Raw genomic sequence first — 20,655 nt, 5'->3', positions numbered from 1 at the left:
GTCACTCGCATCCTTTGTTTTCAGGGAAGTATCTGAGGCAGGCCAGGCTGACAACGCCGCCGGCCAGCAGGAAGTAGGCTGGCGCCAACGGCGTGCCCAGCGCTGCAATCAGCCAGGTGGCCACCAACGGCGAAAAACCACCGAACAGGGTCACACCCAGGCTGTAGCTGACCGAGGTGCCGAAGGAGCGCCTGGCCTTCGGGAAGCCCTCCATGATCAGCGCGAAGAACGCACCGGCACCGATGCAGGTCGGCAAGATCAGGATCGCCACGCCCATCATGGCCAGGCCCATGTGCTGCACGTGCCCAAGCAGATAGAACACGGGCAGGGTCAACACCACCGGCGCGGCGACCGTCCACACCAGCAGGCGTTTTCTGAGCTGATACTTGTCGGCGAATTTACCGGCCAACGGGCAGATGACTGCCATGCAGCCGCTACTGATACAGGCAATTGCCATCGCGCTGCCGGATGGGTAATGCAAGGCCGTGGTCAGGTAGGTCGGCATGTAGAACACGAACAGGTACATGCCAATGGTCGAGCTGGCCATCAGGCCGATGCCTTGGGCGATGCGTTTGAGCAGTTCGGCATCCAGCCCCTGCTCTGCCTTCTGCGCCGGTGCGGCCTCATGGGTTTCCGGCAACCGTGTGCGTATATACCAACCGACCGGCCCGATCAGCAGGCCGAAGATGAACGGTATGCGCCATCCCCAGCTTTCCAGCGCGGAAGGGTCGAGCAACTGGCTGAGGGCCAGGCCAAAGCCGGCCCCCACCAAGGCGGCATAGCCCTGGCTGGCAGCCTGCCAGCTGACGCTCTGGCAGCGATTGCCGACCGCACTGGATTCCATCAGGAACACCGACGCGGTACCGACCTCCCCGCCTGCCGACATGCCCTGGATCAGCCGGCCGGTCACCAGCAGCAACGTGGCGAAAATCCCGATCTGTGAATACGTGGGCGCAAAAGCAATCATTGCGGTGCCCAGGGTCATCAGCCCGATGGTCAGGCTCAAAGCGGCCTTGCGTCCATGCCGGTCCGCATAGCGACCGATGACCATCGCCCCGACCGGGCGCATCAGAAAACCGACGCCAAAAGTGGCCAGCGACATCAACAACGACGCCATGGCCGAGTCGGAGGGAAAGAAATGCTTGCCGATCAGTACAGCGAAGAAGCTGTAGATCGTGAAGTCGTACATTTCCAGCGCATTGCCCAGCGAGCAGGCGACCAAGGTTTTACGGGAGGACGACACCTGCGCGGCTGAATGCGCACCTTTTTGCAGGCTCGGCGATGTGGGTAGCGGTCTGATCATTGTTATCTCCGTTGGCAAATCGCGGCGTGCAGCGAATATCAGCCAATCGGGCACTCAATACACTTGCGCTTTCGGCATGTGCCTAACCAATGGTTAATTACCCGGAACGATCGTTGGCCAAAATGCCCTGAGCTGGCGCACCGTTCGCCCTCGCTCCGCGCGCGGCCCCAAAAACGCCCACAAACCAGCATCCGTAGCGCAGCGTTGACGCTGTTACGAAGCCCTTCTAAAACGGATGCGCTCGCCAATCCACACGCCGCGCCAGCCCCTGATTAACCAAACGGCATGACCTGACCGAATAAGCAATCACGCTGCAACGTATTGTTCACCGACGCTAAAGCCACCACATCACCGTGCTGGCCTGGAGTCGTGAATGAACACTCGCACTACGTCGTTGCTGTTGATGATCCAAGGGGTTTGCCTTGCTGCGCAGGCACAGGCAGAGGGTTTTCCGACGCTCGCGCGGATTGCGCCGGGTTTCGGTTACTACGGAGTTGATTACGGCTTCGATGACACGCTCAAGGTGTACGGCACCGTGGATGCATTCGCCAGCTATCACGATTCGCAGCACCACTCAGGTTTCAGGCTGGCCGGTGGCGGCGCCTGGACCAACAAGCTCGGGCTGTACGCACGCAAGGCGCTTGACTCCGATACCGTCGTGGAGCTTGACGTCGAGGAGGGTTTCAACCTCAATGGCGAGGCTCTGGAGGGCACCTGGGACACCGTCGGTACCCTGCGCCTGGCGACGGTCGCCCTGCGCTCGCGCACCCTGGGCAAGCTCGAGTTCGGCAAGACCTACGGCATGGCCACCCCCACCTACGCCGACCCGTTCCTGGCCACCTATGGCTCGCCCTACACCTACCTGGCCCTGCCTGCCGCCGGCAAGGGCGCCTTCTACCTTGACCTGCGCCCCAAGCACACCCTGGCCTACACCAGCCCCACCTTCAGCGGCTTCAGCCTCGGTACCGCGCTAAGCTTCGGCTTCGACGATGCCGCCAGCGCTGGGCGCACCGTGCGTGGCGGTGGCGCCCGGCTGCAATACCGCAACAGCCGGGTGATGGTGCTGGCCTCCTACAACCGCTACTACAGCGACCCATGGGACGACGGCGGCGTCTCACGTCAGACCGCCAACGACTTCAAGAGCCTGTCGGCGTTCTACGATTTCGGCCCGCTGGCCACCAGCCTCACCTGGCAACGCCAGGACGTGGACCAGGCCGGCACACCCAGCACCACGCTGTACACCTTCGGCATGATGGCGCCGGTGGGCGAGCTGGACGTGCTGCGCCTGGCGGTGATGCAACGCCAGGTCAGCGCCCGCGACAAGGACGCGTGGGGTGTGATGATCGGCTATGACCACTTCATCAACCCCCGCTGGGCCCTCTATGGACGCCTCGGCATGATCGCCAACCAGCGCGCCTCGTCGGTCACCTACGCCGGCACCCCGGTGGACCAGGCTGGCGATAACCCGAGCAACATCTCGCTAGGCATGTACTACCACTTCTGACCCAACGGGGCGGGTCTGCTTGAGCACCTGCCCGCGCAAGCTGTGGAACAGCTCCTGGGCAGGCGCCGTGAGGCTGTGGCGGTCAATGCAGACCAGGTTGATGGGGTAATCCGGAATCAACTCCTGCACCGCCATGGCGACGAACTCGCAATCGATACCGTAGGTAAACCCTTGGTCCACCGCCAGTTCGCTGATGGTCATCAACGATTCCGTGTTCTTCAACAGCTTCAGCGCCATCATCACTGAAGTGCATTCAACGGTGTTCTGTGGCACCCGAAGGCCGTTGGCTTCGAACAATTGGTGAAACTGCGAGGCCTGATCGGACAACTCGTCCAGGCTGATCCAGGGGGCGTATTGCAAGGTGCGCAGTGACTGGCTGAACTTCTGCCGATTCGAGGCGTGGCAAATCACCGTGCCCTTGATACTGCCCAGTGCCTCCCAGTCCAGGCTCAGCCGACTCAGCGGTTGCTGCGAAGTAATGGCGAAGTCCAGGCTGCCATCGCGCAAGCGCTGCAGGATCTGACTGGGGCGCAAGTCGGTGATGGTGATCTTCACCCGCGGGTACTTGCGCCGAAAGGCCAGAATGCTTTCATCGACGCCATCGAGCATCGCCGTCAACGACGTAACCCCGATCGACACGGCGCCCAGCGCCGCATCCTGAATGCTCGCTGCTTCGATCTGCAGGCGGCGTATGCTCTCTACCACGAGGTTGGCATGGCGGATGACACGCTTGCCTTCGTCGGTAAGGGCCATGCCTTTGTGCGACCGCTGCAACAGGGTAAAACCCACCTCCCGCTCCAGCTCCTTGATCGAACGGCTCAGCGCGGGCTGAGTAATGTGCATGAGCTTGGAGGCTTCGAGGATGCTGCCTGCGTTATGAATGGCGACCAGCGCCCTGAGTTGGTGAAGTTTCAACCGTCTGTACCTTGTTGTTAGCGGCCGGTTCGAAAGGTGTTCTGGCAGCCCTGACAACCGTTGTCGGCAAGGCCTGAAAGGTATGGCTAGCGCAACACAGCCAGCAGGCTGGCCGCATCGCTGACCTCGAACTTGCCGGGGCTTTCAACCGCAATGTACTGGACTACCTGGTCGTCGACCAACATCGCATACCGCTGCGAGCGCCGCCCCAAACCGCGTGCCGAAAGGTCCTGGGTCAGCCCCAGCGCCTCGCTGAATTCGCCATTGCCATCGCCGATCATCTTGACCGCATCCCCGACCTGCAAGCTGTTGCCCCAGGCGTTCATGACAAAGGCATCGTTCACCGAGACGCACAGGATTTCGTCAATGCCAGCCGCGAACAACGCAGGGGCCGCCGCGACATAACCGGGAACATGACGTTCAGAGCACGTCGGCGTGAACGCGCCCGGCAACGCGAAGATCAGCACCTTCTTGTGCTTGCAACGCTCGCGAATGGAAAAGGCCTTCGGGCCGATCGCGCAGGCGCCTGCGTCGTTGTTGTATTGATAAAGGGTAACGTCGGGCAGTTGATCGCCGGTTTTGATCATCGCTGTCTCCTGGGTGAGGTGAAGGCCAGGCAGCCATGATGCCGCAGTCGACCAGGCAACGCATCATGAGCAGGGCTAAAAAACCTGTGAAATAACTTCAATATCATTCATGCAGCGCCCCGCCTAGGATACACCTCAATCAAACACATCAAGATTACGCTGTGAACGACTCAGCCTACGCAACTGACAAGCACTGAGTTGCTCACACTCAGGCACCTGGAAGCCGTCACCATGAATAAAGCGCCAACATTCACCGTCAAGCGCATTGCGTTCGACGAACATTATCGCCCTGCCGAAAACACCCGCATCACGACCAACTTCGCCAATTTGGCACGGGGTACAAACCGCCAGCAAAACCTGCGCAACACGTTGATGATGATCAATAACCGTTTCAATGCGCTGGCGCACTGGGACAACCCCGAACATGACCGCTACCGCGTAGAGCTGGATATCATATCGGTGGAAATGAATCTCGAAAATGCGCAGCACGGCAATGCCCTGCCGCTGATCGAAATATTGAAAACCTATATTGTCGACCGCAAGAACAATACTCGCCTCGAAGGCATGGTAGGCAACAACTTCTCCTCGTACGTGCGCGATTACGACTTCAGCGTACTGTTACTGGAGCATAACAAGCACCGGTCGACCTTCAGCACACCTGATCATTTCGGCGAGCTGCATGGCAACCTGTTCAAGTGTTTCGTCAACTCGCACACCTACCAGGAGCACTTCAGCAAACCACCGGTTATCTGCCTGAGCGTATCGAGCAGCAGGACGTACCTGCGCACCGAAAATCAACACCCTGTGCTAGGTGTTGAGTACCTGCAGGATGAGTACTCGCTGACGGATGAATACTTCAAGAAAATGGGCTTGAAGGTGCGCTATTTCATGCCACCGAACAGCGTCGCACCGTTGGCATTTTATTTTGCCGGCGACTTGCTGGCTGACTACACCAACCTTGAACTGATCAGCACCATCAGCACCATGGACACCTTCCAGAAGATCTACCGACCCGAGATCTACAACGCCAATTCTCCAGCAGGCAAGGCCTACCAGCCCAGCCTGAACAACCAGGACTACTCGCTCACGCGCATTGTCTACGACCGGGAAGAGCGCAGCCGCCTGGCGATCGAGCAGGGCAAATTTGCCGAGGAGCAATTTGTCAAACCCTACCAGGCCACGCTAGCGCACTGGTCCGCTCAATACGCACGTTGAACCATTCAAAACACAAGGTCACTGTTCATGAACACATTGCTACCCACCTCCACGGCCGGCAGCCTGCCTAAACCCGCATGGCTGGCTCAACCCGAAACACTCTGGTCACCGTGGAAGTTGCAAGACGAGCAACTGGTCGAAGGCAAGCAGGATGCCTTGCGCCTGGCCTTGCAAGAACAACAACACGCCGGTATCGACATCGTCAGTGACGGCGAACAAACCCGCCAGCACTTTGTCACCACGTTTATCGAGCACCTCAGCGGCGTTGATTTCGAACAACGGAAAACCGTCAGAATCCGTGATCGCTACGATGCGAGCGTACCGACGGTGGTGGGTGCTGTCGCTCGACAAAAGCCGGTGTTTGTCGAAGATGCCAAGTTCCTCCGCCAGCACACCACACAGCCGATAAAGTGGGCGCTGCCCGGCCCCATGACCATGATCGACACACTGTATGACAACCACTACAAAAGCCGCGAGAAACTGGCCTGGGAATTCGCCAAGATTCTCAACCAGGAAGCCAAAGAGCTGGAAGCCGCGGGCGTGGACATCATTCAGTTCGACGAGCCGGCATTCAATGTTTTCTTCGACGACGTGAATGACTGGGGCGTAGCTACCCTGGAAAGGGCCATCGAGGGCCTCAAGTGCGAAACGGCCGTCCATATTTGCTATGGCTATGGCATCAAAGCCAACACCGACTGGAAAAAGACCCTCGGTTCAGAATGGCGGCAATATGAACAGGCCTTCCCCAAATTGCAGCAGTCCAGCATCGATATCATTTCGCTGGAATGCCATAACTCGCATGTTCCGATGGACCTGCTCGAGCTGATTCGCGGCAAGAAAGTCATGGTCGGCGCCATCGATGTGGCCACCCATGTCATTGAAACACCCGAACAGGTCGCCGCCACCCTGCGCAAGGCACTGCAATTCGTCGATGCCGACAAGCTCTACCCTTGCACCAACTGCGGCATGGCGCCCCTGCCCCGCCAGGTAGCCAGCGGCAAGCTCAAGGCCTTGAGTGCAGGCGCAGCCATCGTCCGTCAGGAACTCGCTAACGCACGCTGAAATGAATGCAGCCACAGGACCTACCATGTTGCTTTCCGGTACGGCGATCGAGCCGTCGACTTTTCGCCAGGCACTCGGGCACTACGCATCCGGCATCACGGTGATTACATCGCACCATGAAGGTGAGCCGATCGGCTTCACCTGCCAGTCGTTCTACAGCGTATCGATGAGCCCGCCGCTGGTGTCATTCAGTGTGATGTCCAGTTCGGCCAGCTACCCGAGAATTCGCCAGGCTGGCCGCTTCACGGTCAACATACTGTCAGGTGAACAGGTCGGCATTTCCAACCAGTTTGCCCGGCGCGGCGCTAACAAGTGGCAGGGCGTCGAATGGCAAGCATCGCCGTTGGGCAACCCGATCATTGCCGGCAGCCTGCACTGGCTTGATTGCGAAATTCACGCCGAACATGCCGCCGGGGACCACCTGATCGTGATTGGCGAAGTCAAAGCGTTGAACCTGCAGGCAACGGCTGCCACGCAGCCGCTGCTGTATTTCAAGGGGCAGTACTGCAACCTCGCCGCGCCTCACGCGGCTTGAGCCTCACCCCACTCACGGAAAACCCATCAAAGGAATTGTCAGGATCACGCAGTAGTGAAGAAAACCCGCCATTACTGCGTTGATCCGCCATTTTACTCATGATCGATTTACGCCACCTGCGAACCCTCCACGCGCTGCGTGAAACCGACAGCCTGCACGAGGCCGCCGAGCGCTTGCACCTGACACAATCAGCCCTGTCGCACCAGTTCCGCGATATGGAAGAGCGCATCGGCATGCCTCTGTTCGTGCGCAAATCCAGGCCGGTGCGCTTCACCAGCGCCGGGCTGAAGCTGCTGCAGCTGGCCGATCAGGTGCTGCCTCAGATCCGCAATACCGAACGGGACCTGGGCAAACTGGCCGGGGGCTGCGCCGGACGGCTGCACATCGCCATCGAGTGCCACAGTTGCTACCAGTGGTTGATGCCTTCAGTGGATGAGTTCCGCAGCGCCTGGCCTGAGGTGGAACTGGACCTCGCCTCCGGCTTTTCCTTCGCGCCACTGCCAGCCCTGGAGCGCGGCGACCTGGACCTGGTGGTGACCTCCGACCCGGTGACACTGCCGGGTATCAGCTACGTGCCGTTGTTCAGCTACGAGGCGCTGCTGGCCATCGACAACCACCACGCCATGCGCCACAAGCCGTACCTGGAGCCCGCCGATATCGCCAGCCAGACACTGATCACCTACCCGGTCGAACGCACCCGCCTGGACATCTTCACCCGCTTCCTCGACCCCGCCGACGTCGAGCCCGCACAGGTCCGTACCTCAGAACTTACCGTGATGATGATGCAACTGGTTGCGTCCGGGCGCGGCGTCTGTTGCCTGCCCAACTGGGCCGTGCACGAATACAGTTCGCGCGGCTATGTAACCGCCAAGCGCCTTGGCGAACACGGCCTGCAGGCAAACCTCTATGCGGCACTGCGCAGTGACATGCTGGAGGTGCCGTACGTGCGTGATTTTCTGCTCACGGCCAAGGACATCTCGTTCACCACGCTGGCAGGTGTCAGCGTGGCGTCAGGCCCGGTTCTCTGAAAGCCGGGCGTGCGTTTGCGAACCTCAGTGCCGGCCATGGCGCGCCATGCCCCTACCGCCAACGAATCAACTAGCCTTCGCCAACTGCACCTGCAGAAACGCCATCAGTGCCCCCGCCACAGGTGACAAGCTGCGCCATTTGCGGGTGAGCATGCCGATATGCCGTTCTACCCTGGGCTCCTCAAGGGGTACGAACGCCAGTTTGTCGTTCTCCTGCGGAAAAGCGAGGTACGGCAAGGTACTGATCCCTACCCCCTCCTCCAGCATGGCGATCAACGAAATCATGTTGGAAATGAACAGCCGGCTATCGGCCAGCAAACCCTCGGCCTCGGTACCCGCCAGCAATTGCGAGGTACCGTTGCGAATCATCGGCACACCCAGCAACTGCGCCCAATGCAGCCGCCCCCCCGCCTGCGCCAGCGGGTGGTCGCTGCGGCACACCACGCCAACCTGATCATTCACGATGGGGGCGAATTCGAGCTGGTCATCGTCCACCCACAGGCTGCTGATGCCGAAATCCACCTGCCCTTGTGCGAGCAACTGCTGCACACGTTCGGCCGTGCCGTCCTGAATGCTGACCTGCACATTGGGGTGCGCGGCCACGAAGCGGGCCAGCGGCCCTGGCAGCATTCGGCTGGCCACAGAAGGCACGGTGGCGATGCTGACCTGGCCGATCTCATGCCGGGCAAACAGCATGACTTCACGAGCAATACGGTCATGGTGCTCGATCAAGCCACGAAACAACGGAAGGCAATGCTCGCCAAATGGCGTCAGTTCTACCCGGCCACCGCCCTTTTCGACCAGTGCCTGCCCCAGCTTCTGCTCCAGTTCACGCAGGGCCAGGGATATCGCAGGCTGGGTGCGAAAGGCCTGGCGGGCGGCCGCGTGGAAACTCTTGAGTTCGGCGACCAGCACGAAGTAACGCAACTGGGCGATTTTCAGCTCGGGCAACATGGTTAGCATTCCTTATCAAAGCATTTTTTTTATTAATTTTTATTTGCTGCATATTGCTCGCATGATGAATGCCATGCAAACGGAGGCGTTCATCCATGTCACACAAGACCTACAACAACTACATCAATGGCCAGTGGTGTGAAGGCCACGCCACTTTGGGCAACTACAGCCCCTCGGACACTGGCGACCTGATCGGCCAGTACCATCAGGCCAGTGCCGAACAGGCCCGCCAGGCCATCCAGGCCGCCCGCGCCGCTCAACCCCTGTGGGCCGCCAGTGGCCTGGAAAGCCGCCAGCAAGTGCTGATGGCCATCGGCGACGAGCTGATCGCCCGCAAGGAAGAGCTCGGCGAACTGCTGTCGCGAGAAGAAGGCAAACCCTTGGTCGAAGGCATCGGCGAGGTCAACCGCAGTGGCCAGTTCTTCCATTACTACGCCGCCGAAGTGCTGCGCCAGATGGGCGAGACTGCCGCCTCGGTGCGGCCTGGGGTCGACATCGAAGTGCATCGCGAACCGGTGGGTGTGGTGGGCATCATTACCCCATGGAACTTCCCCATGGCCACCGCCGCCTGGAAAATCGCCCCGGCCTTGGCCTTCGGCAACGCCGTGGTGTTCAAGCCGGCCAACCTGGTGCCGGCCAGTGCCTGGGCGCTCACCGAGATCATCAGCCGTCAGGGCCTGCCCAGCGGCACCTTCAACCTGGTGATGGGCAGCGGTGCCGACGTCGGCGAGGCCCTGATCCAGTCCGCCGAGATCGATGCCCTGACGTTCACCGGTTCTCTGCAGACGGGCCGACGCGTAGCGGTGGCCACCGCCGGTAACCTGGTGCGCTGCCAGCTGGAAATGGGTAGCAAGAATGCCCTGGTGGTCATGGACGACGCCGACCTCGAACTGGCCGTGGAATGCGCGCTCAACGGGGCCTTCTTCGGCACCGGGCAGAAATGCACCGCGTCGTCACGGCTGATCGTCTGCGACGGCATCCACGACCGCTTCGTCGAGGCGCTGCGCCTGCGCATGCGCCAGCTCAAGGTTGGCCATGCACTGGAGGCAGGCGTACAGATCGGCCCGGTAGCTGACGCGCGCCAGCTGGAACAGAACCTGGCCTACCTGCAACTGGCCCAGGCCGAAGGCGCCACCCTGATCGAAGGTGGCGAACGCCTGCAACTGGCCTCCGATGGCTACTACATGCGCCCTGCCTTGTTCATCAACAGCCGCAACGACATGCGCATCAACCGCGAGGAAGTGTTCGGCCCCATCGCCTGCGTGATCCGCGTGCGCGATTTTGAAGAGGCGCTGGCCACGCTCAACGATACCGAGTACGGCCTCACAGCCGGGATCATCACCCAGTCGCTGCGCCACGCCAGCCACTTCAAGCGCCGCGCCCAGACTGGCTGCGTGATGGTCAACCTGCCCACTGCAGGCACCGACTACCACGTGCCATTCGGGGGCCGTAAAGCCTCGAGTTTCGGCCCCCGGGAACAGGGGAAATACGCTCGCGACTTCTACACCGTGGTCAAGACCACCTACCTGCGGCCCTGAAGGAATACATGCCATGCACGACCTCTTGATGATCGACGGCCTGCAGTACTCCAACTGGAGCCAGGAAATATTCCAGCAGATGCAGGCCGGTGGCCTGAGCGCGGTGCACGCCACCATCGCCTACCACGAAAACGCCCGCGAAACCCTGTCGCGCCTGGGCGAGTGGAACCGCCGCTTCGAAACATGGCCCGAGCTGATCCGCCCGGTACGCACGGCCAGCGACATCCGCCTGGCCCACGAGGAGGGCCGGGTGGGCATCTTCTTCGGCTTCCAGAACTGCTCGCCGATCGAGGACGACATTGCCCTGGTGGAGGTTTTCCGCCAGCTCGGGGTGTTCGTCATGCAGCTGACCTACAACAACCAAAGCCTGCTGGCCAGCGGCTGCTATGAGCGCGAGGACAACGGCATCAGCCGCTTCGGTCGCCAGGTGATCGCCGAAATGAACCGCGTCGGCATGCTCATCGACATGTCTCACAGCGCCGAGCGAAGCACGCTTGAGGCCATCGAACTGTCGAGCCGACCGGTGATCATCTCCCACGCCAACCCTGCCAGCTTCCACGCCGCCAAGCGCAACAAGTCCGATGCGGTGCTACGCGGGATCGCAGAGTCGGGCGGGCTGCTGGGGTTCAGCACCTACCCGTTCCACCTCAAGGGTGCCTCGGACTGTAGCCTGGAAAGTTTCTGCGACATGGTCGCGCGCACCGCCGACCTGATGGGTGTGGAGCACATCGGCATCGGCACCGACCTGTGCCAGGCGCAACCCTTGTCCGTGCTGGAATGGATGCGCAACGGCCGCTGGAGCAAGGACAAGGACTACGGCGAAGGCTCCAGGGACAACGCCAACTGGCCGGCGCCCTTGCAGTGGTTCCGCGACAGTCGCGACTTCCGCAACATCGCCAAGGGCCTGCGCACCCGCGGCTTTTCCGAGCACGACGTGGGCAAGATCATGGGGCTGAACTGGTTGCGCCTGCTGGAGACCGCCACCACGGCACAGGCCTGACCCCCTTGCACGGACAGCACCAAGAATAAAAACAATCGCAGGTTCCGGAGGTTTCATGAAAAACCCAACCACCTTGCAGGCTGACGGCCAGGCCATGGGCCTGCCTATGGCACGCGATATCGACTGGCCGTTGTTCCTGATCAGCGGCGGATTCCTCGGCGCCTTCCTGCTGGCGGCGCTGATCGACATCGACACCGTGTCGGCGCTGGTCAATACCCTGTTCGCCTGGTCGACAAAGGCCTTTGGCCTCTATTGGCAAGTGCTGATGCTGGCAACCTTCGCCGTCAGCCTGTTCATCGGTTTTTCCAGATGCGGGCGTGTACGCCTGGGCGGGGTCACCCAGCGCCCGGACGTCAGCACCTTCAACTGGATCGCAGTGATCATGTGCGCCCTGCTGGCAGGTGGTGGCGCCTTCTGGGCCGCTGCCGAACCCTTGATGCACTTTGCCAGCCCGCCGCCCTTCTTCGCCGGCCTGCAACCGCACAGCGAAGCGGCGGCCACCGCGGCACTGGCGCAATCGTTCGTGCACTGGGGCTTCCTGGCCTGGGCTGTGCTGGGCAGCCTGCTGGCGATCGTGCTGATGCACCTGCATTACGATAAAGGCCTTCCGCTGGCGCCGCGCACCCTGCTTTACCCCCTGTTCGGCCAGCGAGCGCTCAAGGGCCCGATCGGCACCTTGGCCGACGCTGCCTCGATCATCGCGGTAGTGGCCGGCACCATCGGTCCGATCGGCTTCCTTGGCCTGCAGATCAGCAGCGCCATGCACGCCGTGTGGGGGTTGCCCAACACCATCGTCACCCAGTCGCTGACCATTGTCCTGGTTACCGCGATGTACACTGTCTCGTGCCTGGTGGGCCTCAAAGGCATCCGCTTTGTCAGCGAGATCAACGTCTGGTTGATGATCGGCCTGGCACTGTTCATGGTGGTATTCGGACCGACGCTGTTCATCCTCAGCGGTTTCCCGGCGGCCTTTGCCCTGCACGTGGAGCACTTCATCCCCCTGACGATGTTCCGCGCCGACCCCAAATGGCTGGACTGGTGGACGGTGTTCTACTGGGGCTGGTTCATCGGCTATGCGCCCATGGTGGCACTGTACGTCGCGCGGATCTCGCGGGGCCGCACCCTCCGCGAGATCATCATGACGCTGTCGATCATCGCACCGCTGGTGACCATGTTCTGGTTCACCGTGGTGGGCGGCACCGGGATCGGCCTGGAGCTGCAAACGCCAGGCAGCGTCACCGCCCATGGCGCCAAGCCTGAAGACCTGTTGCTGGGAGTGACGGAGAACCTGCCACTGGGTGGCCTTGTCAGCGCGCTATTCCTGTTCCTGAGTTTCATCTCGGTGGCCACCAATGGCGACGCCATGGCCTTCACCGTGGCGCTGGCGATGTCCAGCGACGATAAACCGAAGAAGTGGTTGCGCGGTTTCTGGGCCATCGGCATGGGCTTGGCGGCGGTAGTGCTGATCACCATTGGCGCAGGCGGAGTGACGGCCCTGCAATCCTTCATTGTCATCACCGCGGTGCCGGTGTCGCTGGTGATCCTGCCAGCGCTGTGGGATGCCGTGCGCATCGCTCGACACATGGCCCGTGAACAAGGCGTCTGAACATGATCCATCCAGGTACAACAACAATGCCCAACAGCGTGCCTGCAATACCCGCGTTGCGCCCTGCCAGCCAAGTCATGGACCTGGCCCGGCTAGGTAGCCACTTCCAGAGCCCGCTCAGCTTCGTGCGCAGCAGCATGCGGCGGATGATGCAACAGCGCTGGCAAATCCGGCGCAGCTGTTTCGACCTCGATGGCCAAGGTTTCGGCACTGCGATCTACCGCATCGAAACGCCAAACGGCCATTACCACTGCGTGATCTTCTCGGCCTACCTGCCGCCGGAAAAGCGCAGCGATCGGGTCATCGCCGACCAGTGGGACGTCAGCTTCGTGCTGGTGGCCGGCGATGTCGACTCGGCACAGCTGGCCGACCTGCAACGCAACGTGCCGCTGCAGGAAGCCGGCCGCTTCGATGCACGCGTGCTGGTGTTGTCGCGGGCCAACCGTAGCTTGCGCAATTTCGACCGGTTTCTGGCGGCGCTGGCAGAAGGTCGCCAGCCCGATCCAGAGCAACTGGCTGAAGTCGGCTACCTGTATCGCACTACAGCTGTTTACGGTAACGGCAAGTTCGGCATCGCCGATTTTGGTTGCCTGCAAGATAACCCGGACTTCAACCAGCCGTTCAGCGCGCAGATGTTCACCGTCTACCTGCTGCGTCACTTCAGCATCGAGCAGATCAACCACATGGCCCAGGCACTCGCCCCGCAGCGGGCAGTGCAACTGGCCCCGGCCCTTCAACGCTACCTGGGGGTCGGCAACGCGACCGGGCTGGGAATGGCCCCTTTTCTGATCAACCACCCTCAACTGGTGGAGCACTGGATCAGTACGCGGGAAACGGCCCTGGCCCTGGTGCTGGCGCAGCCGGCGGAGCCCGCCCCGTTGGCGCGCCTGCAGCAATTGCTGGCGCGCGCCCAGTTGCACCTGAGCCAGTCCCGGACCGAAGACCAGCGCCAGCATGAGCAGAACCTGCAAACCTTGGCCGAGCTTGCTTTACTGGCCACCTGGCTTGGCACGCAAGCCGACGGCGCGGGGCTTTGGCCGCGCCTGCTGGCCTGGGCGCAATTACACACGGGGGTGGGCTGCCAGGAGCTTCTGGTCAGCCTGCTGCTGGAGCTGTACCCCGAGCAGGTCACGCCCCTGGCCGAGCACATGGGCGTCAACGAAAGCTGGCAGCTGGACGCCCAGATGCCCCTTGGGCAACTGCGCCAGCTCATCGAGCAGCAGTATGGCTGGGCGTTGCGCTACGACTTCAGTGCTGCCGATGCGGAGCACTTCTTCTGGTACCGCTCAGCTGAAAAAGAAGAGCCGCGCCTGGGCATTCGCGCAGAGGAGCCAGGGGCCGAAAAAGAAATGCAGCTGGGTATTGCCCGCAATATCCAGCAGTGCCATAGCGCGCTGCTGGAGCACCTGCAACTGCAGCCTCAGGCGCTGACCGCTCACTTCCTGATCGCCCAACCGATGTTCAAGGGCGCGGTACGCCGCCTGCAAGGCATGGCAAAAACGAACTACGGTGAAATCCGTGCCAATCTGCTGGCCCGGGACATGCTGCCGATTCACCTGCTGCGCTGCAAACTGGCATTTTTCGGCGCGGGGAAATTCGACCCCAAGTCAAGCCGCTGGGTGCGTATCACGCTGTTCCAGGGCGCGCCGCTGGTCAGCGACATCGGTCAGCCGTTCGCAGACGACTGGAATTTCGCAGTCATGCCGCAAAGGGAGCTTTGACCATGCGCGTATCGCTTAACGAAATACAGGTGATGTGCCGCAAGGCATTCGAGGGCATGGGCTTCGCCCCGGGCGACTGCGAGGATGCCGCCGAACTCGTGGGCTGGTTGCAACTCCAGGGGCTCGATGGCGTCGGTGCACTGGAAAAGGCGTTGCGTTATCTGCAAGCCGAAGCTGCACGGCCATACGCCTTGTGCCATGAGGATAACGCCCTGCTGGTGATCGACGCCAAGGGCCAGAGCGTGTTGCGCTGCGCCGCCACGGTGGTGGAACTGGCGGCAGCCAAGGCCATGCGCTGTGGTCAGGCCGAACTGCGCATCCGCCACTGCCACAACCGTTTGCTGTTGCTGGGCTACCTGAGCCGGGCAGCTGTGCAGGGGCTGCACGTGCAAGCCCGCTGGGAGGACGCCCGCCAATGCCACCTGGCCGATTTTACCGCCGGTATGCCGCGCCCGGATCTGAGCAGTGAAACTCGGCCCCAGGCCATTGAAGCGGCCGCGCAAGACGTAACGGTGCTGTTCACCCGGCCAGCCCAGACCGCCCAGGCAATAACCGACCCGCAGCTCACACTGCAGCAAGGTTTTACAGTCAACGAACATACCTGGCAAAGGCTCAGGCAGCTGGCCGAACACATCCTTGTCGAGAGCACCGATGCCTCACGCCGCCACGGTGCAGGCGGCGGCAGCGACGCCGACTGAACACCCTTGCCACTGAGGAAAAAACCCATGAAGCATGCAATAAAGACCGAGCTGTTCGCCTCCAGGGCGCCACTGGAATGGGCGGTCGTTGGCAACGGTACGTTGTACACTGCGCAGATCCCAATCGATACGCAGGGCCAGGTGGTTGCCGGCGGCATCGAGGCACAGGCCCGCCAGACACTGGACAACCTGCGCCACACCCTGGAAGCCGCTGGCAGCTCGCTGGATGCCGTGACCCAGGTGCTGATCTACGTGACCGACCGCCGTTATCTGGCAACTGTAAATGCCGTGTACGCCGAGTATTTCCAGGCCCCCTACCCCAACCGCGCGGCCGTAGTAGTGGCTGGCCTCGCCCGGGAAGAAATGCTGGTGGAACTGGTGGTCTACGCCTGCCTCTGACGCCCTGAAGGCGCCCGTCTCACGATATTCAGCGTTCGCCCAATCGAGTGCCGCCCGCGCGGCGCTCGATGCATGCCCCCTCCGCCCCACGTCATGCACCCGGAATATTCCCTTTTTCGCCCGCCAGGTACCGGCCTGCGCCCCATTTCGGTTCAAAAGCCGCGCCCGGATCAATAGCGCCCTTTTTTGATGCGCCGGCCCTTGCGGCCAGGCAGCTCACATCGGTTGTGCCCCTCACATTTCCCGCCCCCCAGAGCCGCCAGGCGTGTTCGGCACTTTTATTGCACACACTGATTGTGCTCAATGCACAGGCAATCTACCGAGACCGAGGTTAACGCGAGACACAGCTCCCACTTACCCCAGCAAGGCAGCACCCTGAAAGACGCAGATGAACCGCAATGAAGCTGCCGGTAACGGCGGCAAGGAGTGGGTATGTCCCGGGCTTTTTTCAATGAAATGTACGAAGCGGATGGCAATTGCCGCCCGCATTACCAGGAGTTCGCCCGCTGGCTGGCCAACACCCCGCTGGAGTTGCTGGAACAGCGCCGGCGCGAGGCCGACCTGCTGTTTCACCGCGCTGGCATCACCTTCACCCTATATGGCGACAAGCAGGATACCGAGCGCCTGATCCCTTTCGACATCATCCCGCGCAGCATCCGCGCCAGCGAGTGGCGCACGGTCGAGCGTGGCTGCATTCAACGGGTACAGGCGCTGAACCTGTTCCTGCAGGACATCTACCACAACCAGCGCATCCTCAAGGCGGGTATCATCCCGCCAGAGCAAGTGCTGGCCAACGAGGGCTACCAGATCGCCATGCAGGGCCTGGACCTGCACCGTGGGCTGTATGCACATATTGCCGGTGTCGACCTGGTACGTGACGGCGATGGCAGCTATTTCGTGCTGGAAGACAATCTGCGCACCCCCAGCGGCGTCAGCTACATGCTCGAAGACCGCAAGATGATGATGCGCCTGTTCCCCGAACTGTTTGCCGCCCAGCGTATCGCGCCCATCGACCACTACCCCAACCTGCTGCTGGACACGCTCAAAAGCGCCAGTCCACTGGACAACCCCACTGCCGTGCTGCTCACCCCTGGCCGTTTCAACAGCGCCTACTTCGAGCATGCCTTCCTGGCCCGGGAAATGGGCATCGAGCTGGTCGAAGGCGCCGACCTGTTCGTGCGTGATGAGCATGTCTACATGCGCACCACGGCCGGCCCCCAGCAGGTGGACGTGATCTATCGCCGCCTGGACGACGACTACCTCGACCCGCTGTCCTTCAACCCTGATTCGATGCTGGGCGTGCCGGGGCTGGTCTCGGTTTACCGCGCCGGCAATGTGGTGCTGGCCAACGCCGTCGGCACTGGCGTGGCCGATGACAAATCCATCTACCCCTATGTCGACGACATGATCCGCTTTTACCTGAGCGAAGAGCCCATCCTGAACAACGTGCCGACCTGGCAGTGCCGCAAGCCGGCGGACCTGTCCCATGTACTGGCCCACCTGCCCGAACTGGTGGTCAAGGAAACCCAGGGCTCCGGCGGCTATGGCATGTTGGTCGGGCCTGCTTCGACCAAAGCCCAGATCGAGGACTTCCGCGCGCGCATCAAAGCCCGCCCGCACGCCTATATCGCTCAACCGACGCTGTGCCTGTCAACCTGCCCGACTTTCGTCGACAGCGGCATCGCACCGCGTCACATCGACCTGCGCCCGTTCGTGCTGTCGGGCAGTGAAACCCGCCTGGTGCCCGGTGGCCTGACGCGCGTGGCGCTCAAGGAAGGCTCGCTGGTGGTCAACTCGTCGCAAGGCGGCGGTACCAAGGACACCTGGGTGGTGGAGGACTGAGCCATGCTTTCGCGAACCGCTTCCGACCTGTACTGGATGTCCCGTTACCTGGAACGTGCAGAAAACCTCGCGCGCATGCTCGAGGTCAGCTATTCGCTATCGCTGATGCCCCAGGCCGGGCGCAGCGACGGCCATACCGAACTGGCAATGTCGCTGATGGCCTCGGGCATGCTGGACGACTACCTGCGTCGGCACAATGAACTCGACACCGAGCGCATGCTGCACTTCTTCGCCCTCGACGCCACCAACCCCAGCAGCATCTATTGCTGCCTGCAGGCCGCCAGGACCAATGCCCATGCAGTGCGCGGCCGTATCACCGCCGACATGTGGGAGAACATCAACGCCACCTGGATCGAAATGCGCAACATCGCCAGCAATGGCCTGGGTCGCTATGGCATCAGCCAGTTCTGCGACTGGGTCAAGGAACGATCGCACCTGTTCCGCGGCGCGACCTCCGGCACCATCATGCGCAACGATGCCTACAGCTTCATCCGCCTGGGGACCTTCCTGGAGCGGGCGGACAACACCCTGCGCCTGCTCGATGCGCGCTACGAAATGTTCGGCGAGGCCTCCGAAGAGGTCAGCGACGACTCCGCCCGCGGCTATTACCAGTGGAGCGCCCTGCTGCGCGCGCTGACCTCGTACGAGGCCTTCAACGAGCTCTATCGCGCCGCGCCCAGCGCCCGGCCGGTTTCCGAGCTGCTGCTGTTGCGGGTGGACGTGCCGCGCTCGCTGCATGCCTGCATCGAGGAACTGGACCTGATCCTGGCGGGCCTGCCGGGCAGTACCGGGCGTGCCGCCCAGCGCATGGCCGCCGAACTGAATGCGCGCCTGCGCTACACCGCAATCGACGAAATCCTCGATGCCGGGTTGCACCCCTGGCTGAGCGACTTCATTGGCCGCATCAACCAACTGGGCCAGGCCGTCCATCACTCCTACCTGGAGGTTGTATGAAACTGTCCATTCGCCACGACACGACCTATAGCTACGCCAGCGACGTGTGCAACAGTATCCAGTTCCTGCGCCTGACCCCGCGCAGCAGCGAACGCCAGCGTATCAATCAATGGCAACTGGACCTGCCCTGCAAGGTAAAGGGCCAGATCGACCCTTACGGCAACATCCTGCATGTGCTGACACTGGACAAACCCCATGGCCACCTGGCGCTTACCGCACACGGCCAGGTCGAGATCGACCCGGATTGCGAACACGAAACCGAGAGCCAGTCGCCCCTGCCGTTCCTGCGCGGCAGCCACCTGACGCAGGCCGACGACACCCTGACTGCTTTCGCCGCCCGGCAATGCGGCAGTCACCGCGACCGGGCAGCACTGATCGGGCTGATGCAAGGCCTGGCCGAGCACATGCCCTACAGCCCTGGTGCCACATCGGTGGGCACCACGGCCATCGAAGCCTTCCGCGGTGGCGCAGGTGTGTGTCAGGACCACACGCACGCCTTCCTGGCCTGCGCACGCAGCCTGGGAGTGCCGGCACGCTATGTGTCCGGCTACCTGTGTACCGAAGACGAACAACACCTGGCCAGCCACGCCTGGGCCGAAGCCTGGGTCGACGATGCCTGGTACAGCTTCGACATTACCAACCGCCTGACCCGGCCAGAGCGTCACCTGAAGCTGGCGGTGGGCCTGGACTATCTCGATGCCTGTCCGGTCAGGGGCGTACGCCGCGGCGGCGGCGCCGAATCGATGCAGGCCAGCGTCCACGTGCATCGCCAGTGACAGGATGGCTTCAGACCGGTCTTGCCGCGCGAGTGCGGCAAGACCCTTTCACACGCAACGCAAGGGAAACCGCATGACTTACTGTGTCGCCATGCACCTGGAGGACGGGCTTGTCTTCATCAGCGACTCACGCACCAACGCCGGTATCGACCAGATCTCCACGTTTACCAAGTTGTTCGTCTTCAGCGTCCCGGGCGAGCGGCTGATCGTGCTGCAGACCGCCGGCAATCTGGCGACCTCGCAGTCGGTGATCAACCTGCTGCAGCAACGCACCCAGGGCAACGGCCCCCACCTGCTGAACGTTGCCACGCTCTACGATGCAACGGTGCTGGTCGCCGACACCCTGCGCGAGGTGGTCAAAAGAGACCGCAGCAAGCTCACGGCCGATATCGACCTCAGCAGTTCATTCATCGTCGGCGGCCAGATAGCCGGCGGCCCCATGGCCATCTACAACGTGTATGCACAAGGCAATTTCTTCCAGGCCACACCGGACACCCCGTTTCTGCAGCTGGGTGAAAGCAAGTACGGCAGGCCAATACTCGACCGCAACCTGGATTACCGCACGCCGCTCGATGAAGCGCTGCGCTGCGGCCTGATTTCGTTCGACTCCACCATCCGCAGCAACCTGTCGGTGGGTATGCCGCTGGACTTGCTGGTGTACCGCAATAACAGCCTGGAAAACATGACGCGCAAGCGCATTACCAGCGACGATGCCTATTACCAGCAGATTCGCAGGCAATGGAGCGACGGCTTGAAAACCCTGCTGGCCGAACTGCCAGCGCCGCCTTATGGCTGAACAAGCAAACGGTTCAGATCCTTTGCTGCCAGTGCCGGCCTGTTCGCGGGCTTGCCCGCTCCCACAGATACTGCGCAAGCCTTGAAGCCTGTGATGTCCTGTGGGAGATCACCCAGCCCTTCCGGGCTGCGCTGTCGCGCAGCAAACATGAGATGTACGGCTTCAGATCCGCAGCGATGCTGACATTATGAAAAAGAAAAGGCGGTTGGCCCGGTAGGGCCA

At 61.8% G+C, this 20,655-nt stretch carries 20 protein-coding genes; 15 read left to right on the top strand and 5 right to left on the bottom strand.

The window, feature by feature from the left end; all coding sequences use genetic code 11:
- Nucleotide 1 precedes the first annotated feature (1 nt).
- Nucleotides 2–1,303, bottom strand: coding sequence for an MFS transporter (locus ACF8RA_RS24550; RefSeq protein WP_176684081.1), 1,302 nt, complete (start codon nucleotides 1,301–1,303; stop codon nucleotides 2–4).
- 373 nt (nucleotides 1,304–1,676) lie between these two features.
- Here ACF8RA_RS24550 and ACF8RA_RS24545 point away from each other — a divergent pair, with 373 nt between their 5' ends.
- The gene (locus ACF8RA_RS24545) at nucleotides 1,677–2,807 is read left to right on the top strand and encodes a porin (RefSeq protein WP_176684082.1); all 1,131 of its coding nucleotides are present in this window, start codon (nucleotides 1,677–1,679) and stop codon (nucleotides 2,805–2,807) included.
- Here the strand turns inward: ACF8RA_RS24545 and ACF8RA_RS24540 are convergent.
- Nucleotides 2,784–3,722, bottom strand: coding sequence for a LysR family transcriptional regulator (locus ACF8RA_RS24540; protein WP_338444838.1), 939 nt, complete (start codon nucleotides 3,720–3,722; stop codon nucleotides 2,784–2,786). The genes ACF8RA_RS24545 and ACF8RA_RS24540 overlap by 24 nt on opposite strands.
- An 86-nt stretch (nucleotides 3,723–3,808) precedes the next feature.
- Nucleotides 3,809–4,309, bottom strand: coding sequence for a peroxiredoxin (locus tag ACF8RA_RS24535; protein ID WP_010953616.1), 501 nt, complete (start codon nucleotides 4,307–4,309; stop codon nucleotides 3,809–3,811).
- A 231-nt stretch (nucleotides 4,310–4,540) separates the two neighbouring features.
- Here ACF8RA_RS24535 and ACF8RA_RS24530 point away from each other — a divergent pair, with 231 nt between their 5' ends.
- From ACF8RA_RS24530 to ACF8RA_RS24515, 4 genes are all read left to right on the top strand, one after another.
- Nucleotides 4,541–5,524 carry a DUF1852 domain-containing protein gene (locus ACF8RA_RS24530; RefSeq protein ID WP_176684084.1) on the top strand — a complete coding sequence of 328 codons (984 nt, stop codon included), beginning with the start codon at nucleotides 4,541–4,543 and terminating at the stop codon, nucleotides 5,522–5,524.
- Between the two features lie 27 nt (nucleotides 5,525–5,551).
- On the top strand, nucleotides 5,552–6,586 hold the full coding sequence (locus ACF8RA_RS24525) for a methionine synthase (RefSeq protein ID WP_176684085.1): 1,035 nt from the start codon (nucleotides 5,552–5,554) through the stop codon (nucleotides 6,584–6,586).
- A gap of 25 nt (nucleotides 6,587–6,611) precedes the next feature.
- Nucleotides 6,612–7,121, top strand: a complete 510-nt coding sequence (locus ACF8RA_RS24520; RefSeq protein WP_176684086.1) for a flavin reductase family protein — start codon at nucleotides 6,612–6,614, stop codon at nucleotides 7,119–7,121.
- Between the two features lie 98 nt (nucleotides 7,122–7,219).
- On the top strand, nucleotides 7,220–8,149 hold the full coding sequence (locus tag ACF8RA_RS24515) for a LysR family transcriptional regulator (RefSeq protein ID WP_392488694.1): 930 nt from the start codon (nucleotides 7,220–7,222) through the stop codon (nucleotides 8,147–8,149).
- Between the two features lie 66 nt (nucleotides 8,150–8,215).
- Here the strand turns inward: ACF8RA_RS24515 and ACF8RA_RS24510 are convergent, their stop codons facing one another.
- A complete protein-coding gene (locus ACF8RA_RS24510; protein ID WP_392519665.1) occupies nucleotides 8,216–9,103 on the bottom strand; it encodes a LysR substrate-binding domain-containing protein in 888 nt (295 codons plus the stop codon).
- A gap of 95 nt (nucleotides 9,104–9,198) precedes the next feature.
- Between ACF8RA_RS24510 and ACF8RA_RS24505 the strand changes: the two genes are divergently transcribed.
- The 10 genes from ACF8RA_RS24505 to ACF8RA_RS24460 all read left to right on the top strand — a co-directional run bounded on the left by ACF8RA_RS24505 (nucleotide 9,199) and on the right by ACF8RA_RS24460 (nucleotide 20,433).
- On the top strand, nucleotides 9,199–10,641 hold the full coding sequence (locus ACF8RA_RS24505; RefSeq protein ID WP_392514320.1) for an aldehyde dehydrogenase family protein: 1,443 nt from the start codon (nucleotides 9,199–9,201) through the stop codon (nucleotides 10,639–10,641).
- Between the two features lie 13 nt (nucleotides 10,642–10,654).
- Nucleotides 10,655–11,641: a dipeptidase gene (locus ACF8RA_RS24500; RefSeq protein ID WP_392514319.1), complete on the top strand. Its 987-nt coding sequence runs from the start codon at nucleotides 10,655–10,657 to the stop codon at nucleotides 11,639–11,641.
- A gap of 55 nt (nucleotides 11,642–11,696) precedes the next feature.
- The gene (locus ACF8RA_RS24495) at nucleotides 11,697–13,247 is read left to right on the top strand and encodes a BCCT family transporter (RefSeq protein WP_392519664.1); all 1,551 of its coding nucleotides are present in this window, start codon (nucleotides 11,697–11,699) and stop codon (nucleotides 13,245–13,247) included.
- A gap of 26 nt (nucleotides 13,248–13,273) precedes the next feature.
- On the top strand, nucleotides 13,274–14,968 hold the full coding sequence (locus ACF8RA_RS24490; RefSeq protein ID WP_392519663.1) for a hypothetical protein: 1,695 nt from the start codon (nucleotides 13,274–13,276) through the stop codon (nucleotides 14,966–14,968).
- Between the two features lie 2 nt (nucleotides 14,969–14,970).
- Nucleotides 14,971–15,666, top strand: coding sequence for a DUF3726 domain-containing protein (locus ACF8RA_RS24485; protein WP_392462439.1), 696 nt, complete (start codon nucleotides 14,971–14,973; stop codon nucleotides 15,664–15,666).
- Between the two features lie 27 nt (nucleotides 15,667–15,693).
- On the top strand, nucleotides 15,694–16,065 hold the full coding sequence (locus ACF8RA_RS24480; protein WP_003254071.1) for a RidA family protein: 372 nt from the start codon (nucleotides 15,694–15,696) through the stop codon (nucleotides 16,063–16,065).
- 432 nt (nucleotides 16,066–16,497) lie between these two features.
- Nucleotides 16,498–17,907 carry a circularly permuted type 2 ATP-grasp protein gene (locus tag ACF8RA_RS24475; protein ID WP_392488689.1) on the top strand — a complete coding sequence of 470 codons (1,410 nt, stop codon included), beginning with the start codon at nucleotides 16,498–16,500 and terminating at the stop codon, nucleotides 17,905–17,907.
- Nucleotides 17,908–17,910: 3 nt separating this feature from the next.
- The gene (locus ACF8RA_RS24470; RefSeq protein ID WP_176684095.1) at nucleotides 17,911–18,861 is read left to right on the top strand and encodes an alpha-E domain-containing protein; all 951 of its coding nucleotides are present in this window, start codon (nucleotides 17,911–17,913) and stop codon (nucleotides 18,859–18,861) included.
- A complete protein-coding gene (locus ACF8RA_RS24465; RefSeq protein WP_176684096.1) occupies nucleotides 18,858–19,637 on the top strand; it encodes a transglutaminase family protein in 780 nt (259 codons plus the stop codon). Before ACF8RA_RS24470 ends, ACF8RA_RS24465 begins: the two co-directional genes overlap by 4 nt.
- Before the next feature lie 73 nt (nucleotides 19,638–19,710).
- The gene (locus tag ACF8RA_RS24460) at nucleotides 19,711–20,433 is read left to right on the top strand and encodes a proteasome-type protease (RefSeq protein WP_176684097.1); all 723 of its coding nucleotides are present in this window, start codon (nucleotides 19,711–19,713) and stop codon (nucleotides 20,431–20,433) included.
- Nucleotides 20,434–20,446: 13 nt separating this feature from the next.
- On the opposite strand, the gene ACF8RA_RS24455 is transcribed toward ACF8RA_RS24460, so the two are convergent.
- Nucleotides 20,447–20,655, bottom strand: a 209-nt coding sequence (locus ACF8RA_RS24455) for a hypothetical protein (protein ID WP_392519662.1), incomplete at its 5' end; no start/stop codon positions are given.

It is taken from the genome of Pseudomonas sp. FYR_5 (genome assembly GCF_043106315.1).
Classification (GTDB): Bacteria; Pseudomonadota; Gammaproteobacteria; order Pseudomonadales; family Pseudomonadaceae; genus Aquipseudomonas; species Aquipseudomonas putida_Y.
This window is presented reverse-complemented; position numbering and strand designations above follow the sequence as displayed.

Excerpts from the sequence above, each read along its gene's own strand:
- ACF8RA_RS24535 (WP_010953616.1), bottom strand. The coding sequence starts at position 4,309 with ATGATCAAAACCGGCGATCAACTGCCCGACGTTACCCTTTATCAATAC.
- ACF8RA_RS24520 (WP_176684086.1), top strand. The coding sequence starts at position 6,612 with ATGTTGCTTTCCGGTACGGCGATCGAGCCGTCGACTTTTCGCCAGGCA.
- ACF8RA_RS24485 (WP_392462439.1), top strand. The coding sequence starts at position 14,971 with ATGCGCGTATCGCTTAACGAAATACAGGTGATGTGCCGCAAGGCATTC.
- ACF8RA_RS24505 (WP_392514320.1), top strand. The coding sequence starts at position 9,199 with ATGTCACACAAGACCTACAACAACTACATCAATGGCCAGTGGTGTGAA.
- ACF8RA_RS24510 (WP_392519665.1), bottom strand. The coding sequence starts at position 9,103 with ATGTTGCCCGAGCTGAAAATCGCCCAGTTGCGTTACTTCGTGCTGGTC.
- ACF8RA_RS24465 (WP_176684096.1), top strand. The coding sequence starts at position 18,858 with ATGAAACTGTCCATTCGCCACGACACGACCTATAGCTACGCCAGCGAC.
- ACF8RA_RS24545 (WP_176684082.1), top strand. The coding sequence starts at position 1,677 with ATGAACACTCGCACTACGTCGTTGCTGTTGATGATCCAAGGGGTTTGC.
- ACF8RA_RS24500 (WP_392514319.1), top strand. The coding sequence starts at position 10,655 with ATGCACGACCTCTTGATGATCGACGGCCTGCAGTACTCCAACTGGAGC.
- ACF8RA_RS24460 (WP_176684097.1), top strand. The coding sequence starts at position 19,711 with ATGACTTACTGTGTCGCCATGCACCTGGAGGACGGGCTTGTCTTCATC.
- ACF8RA_RS24530 (WP_176684084.1), top strand. The coding sequence starts at position 4,541 with ATGAATAAAGCGCCAACATTCACCGTCAAGCGCATTGCGTTCGACGAA.
- ACF8RA_RS24475 (WP_392488689.1), top strand. The coding sequence starts at position 16,498 with ATGTCCCGGGCTTTTTTCAATGAAATGTACGAAGCGGATGGCAATTGC.
- ACF8RA_RS24515 (WP_392488694.1), top strand. The coding sequence starts at position 7,220 with ATGATCGATTTACGCCACCTGCGAACCCTCCACGCGCTGCGTGAAACC.
- ACF8RA_RS24525 (WP_176684085.1), top strand. The coding sequence starts at position 5,552 with ATGAACACATTGCTACCCACCTCCACGGCCGGCAGCCTGCCTAAACCC.
- ACF8RA_RS24470 (WP_176684095.1), top strand. The coding sequence starts at position 17,911 with ATGCTTTCGCGAACCGCTTCCGACCTGTACTGGATGTCCCGTTACCTG.
- ACF8RA_RS24490 (WP_392519663.1), top strand. The coding sequence starts at position 13,274 with ATGCCCAACAGCGTGCCTGCAATACCCGCGTTGCGCCCTGCCAGCCAA.
- ACF8RA_RS24495 (WP_392519664.1), top strand. The coding sequence starts at position 11,697 with ATGAAAAACCCAACCACCTTGCAGGCTGACGGCCAGGCCATGGGCCTG.
- ACF8RA_RS24550 (WP_176684081.1), bottom strand. The coding sequence starts at position 1,303 with ATGATCAGACCGCTACCCACATCGCCGAGCCTGCAAAAAGGTGCGCAT.
- ACF8RA_RS24480 (WP_003254071.1), top strand. The coding sequence starts at position 15,694 with ATGAAGCATGCAATAAAGACCGAGCTGTTCGCCTCCAGGGCGCCACTG.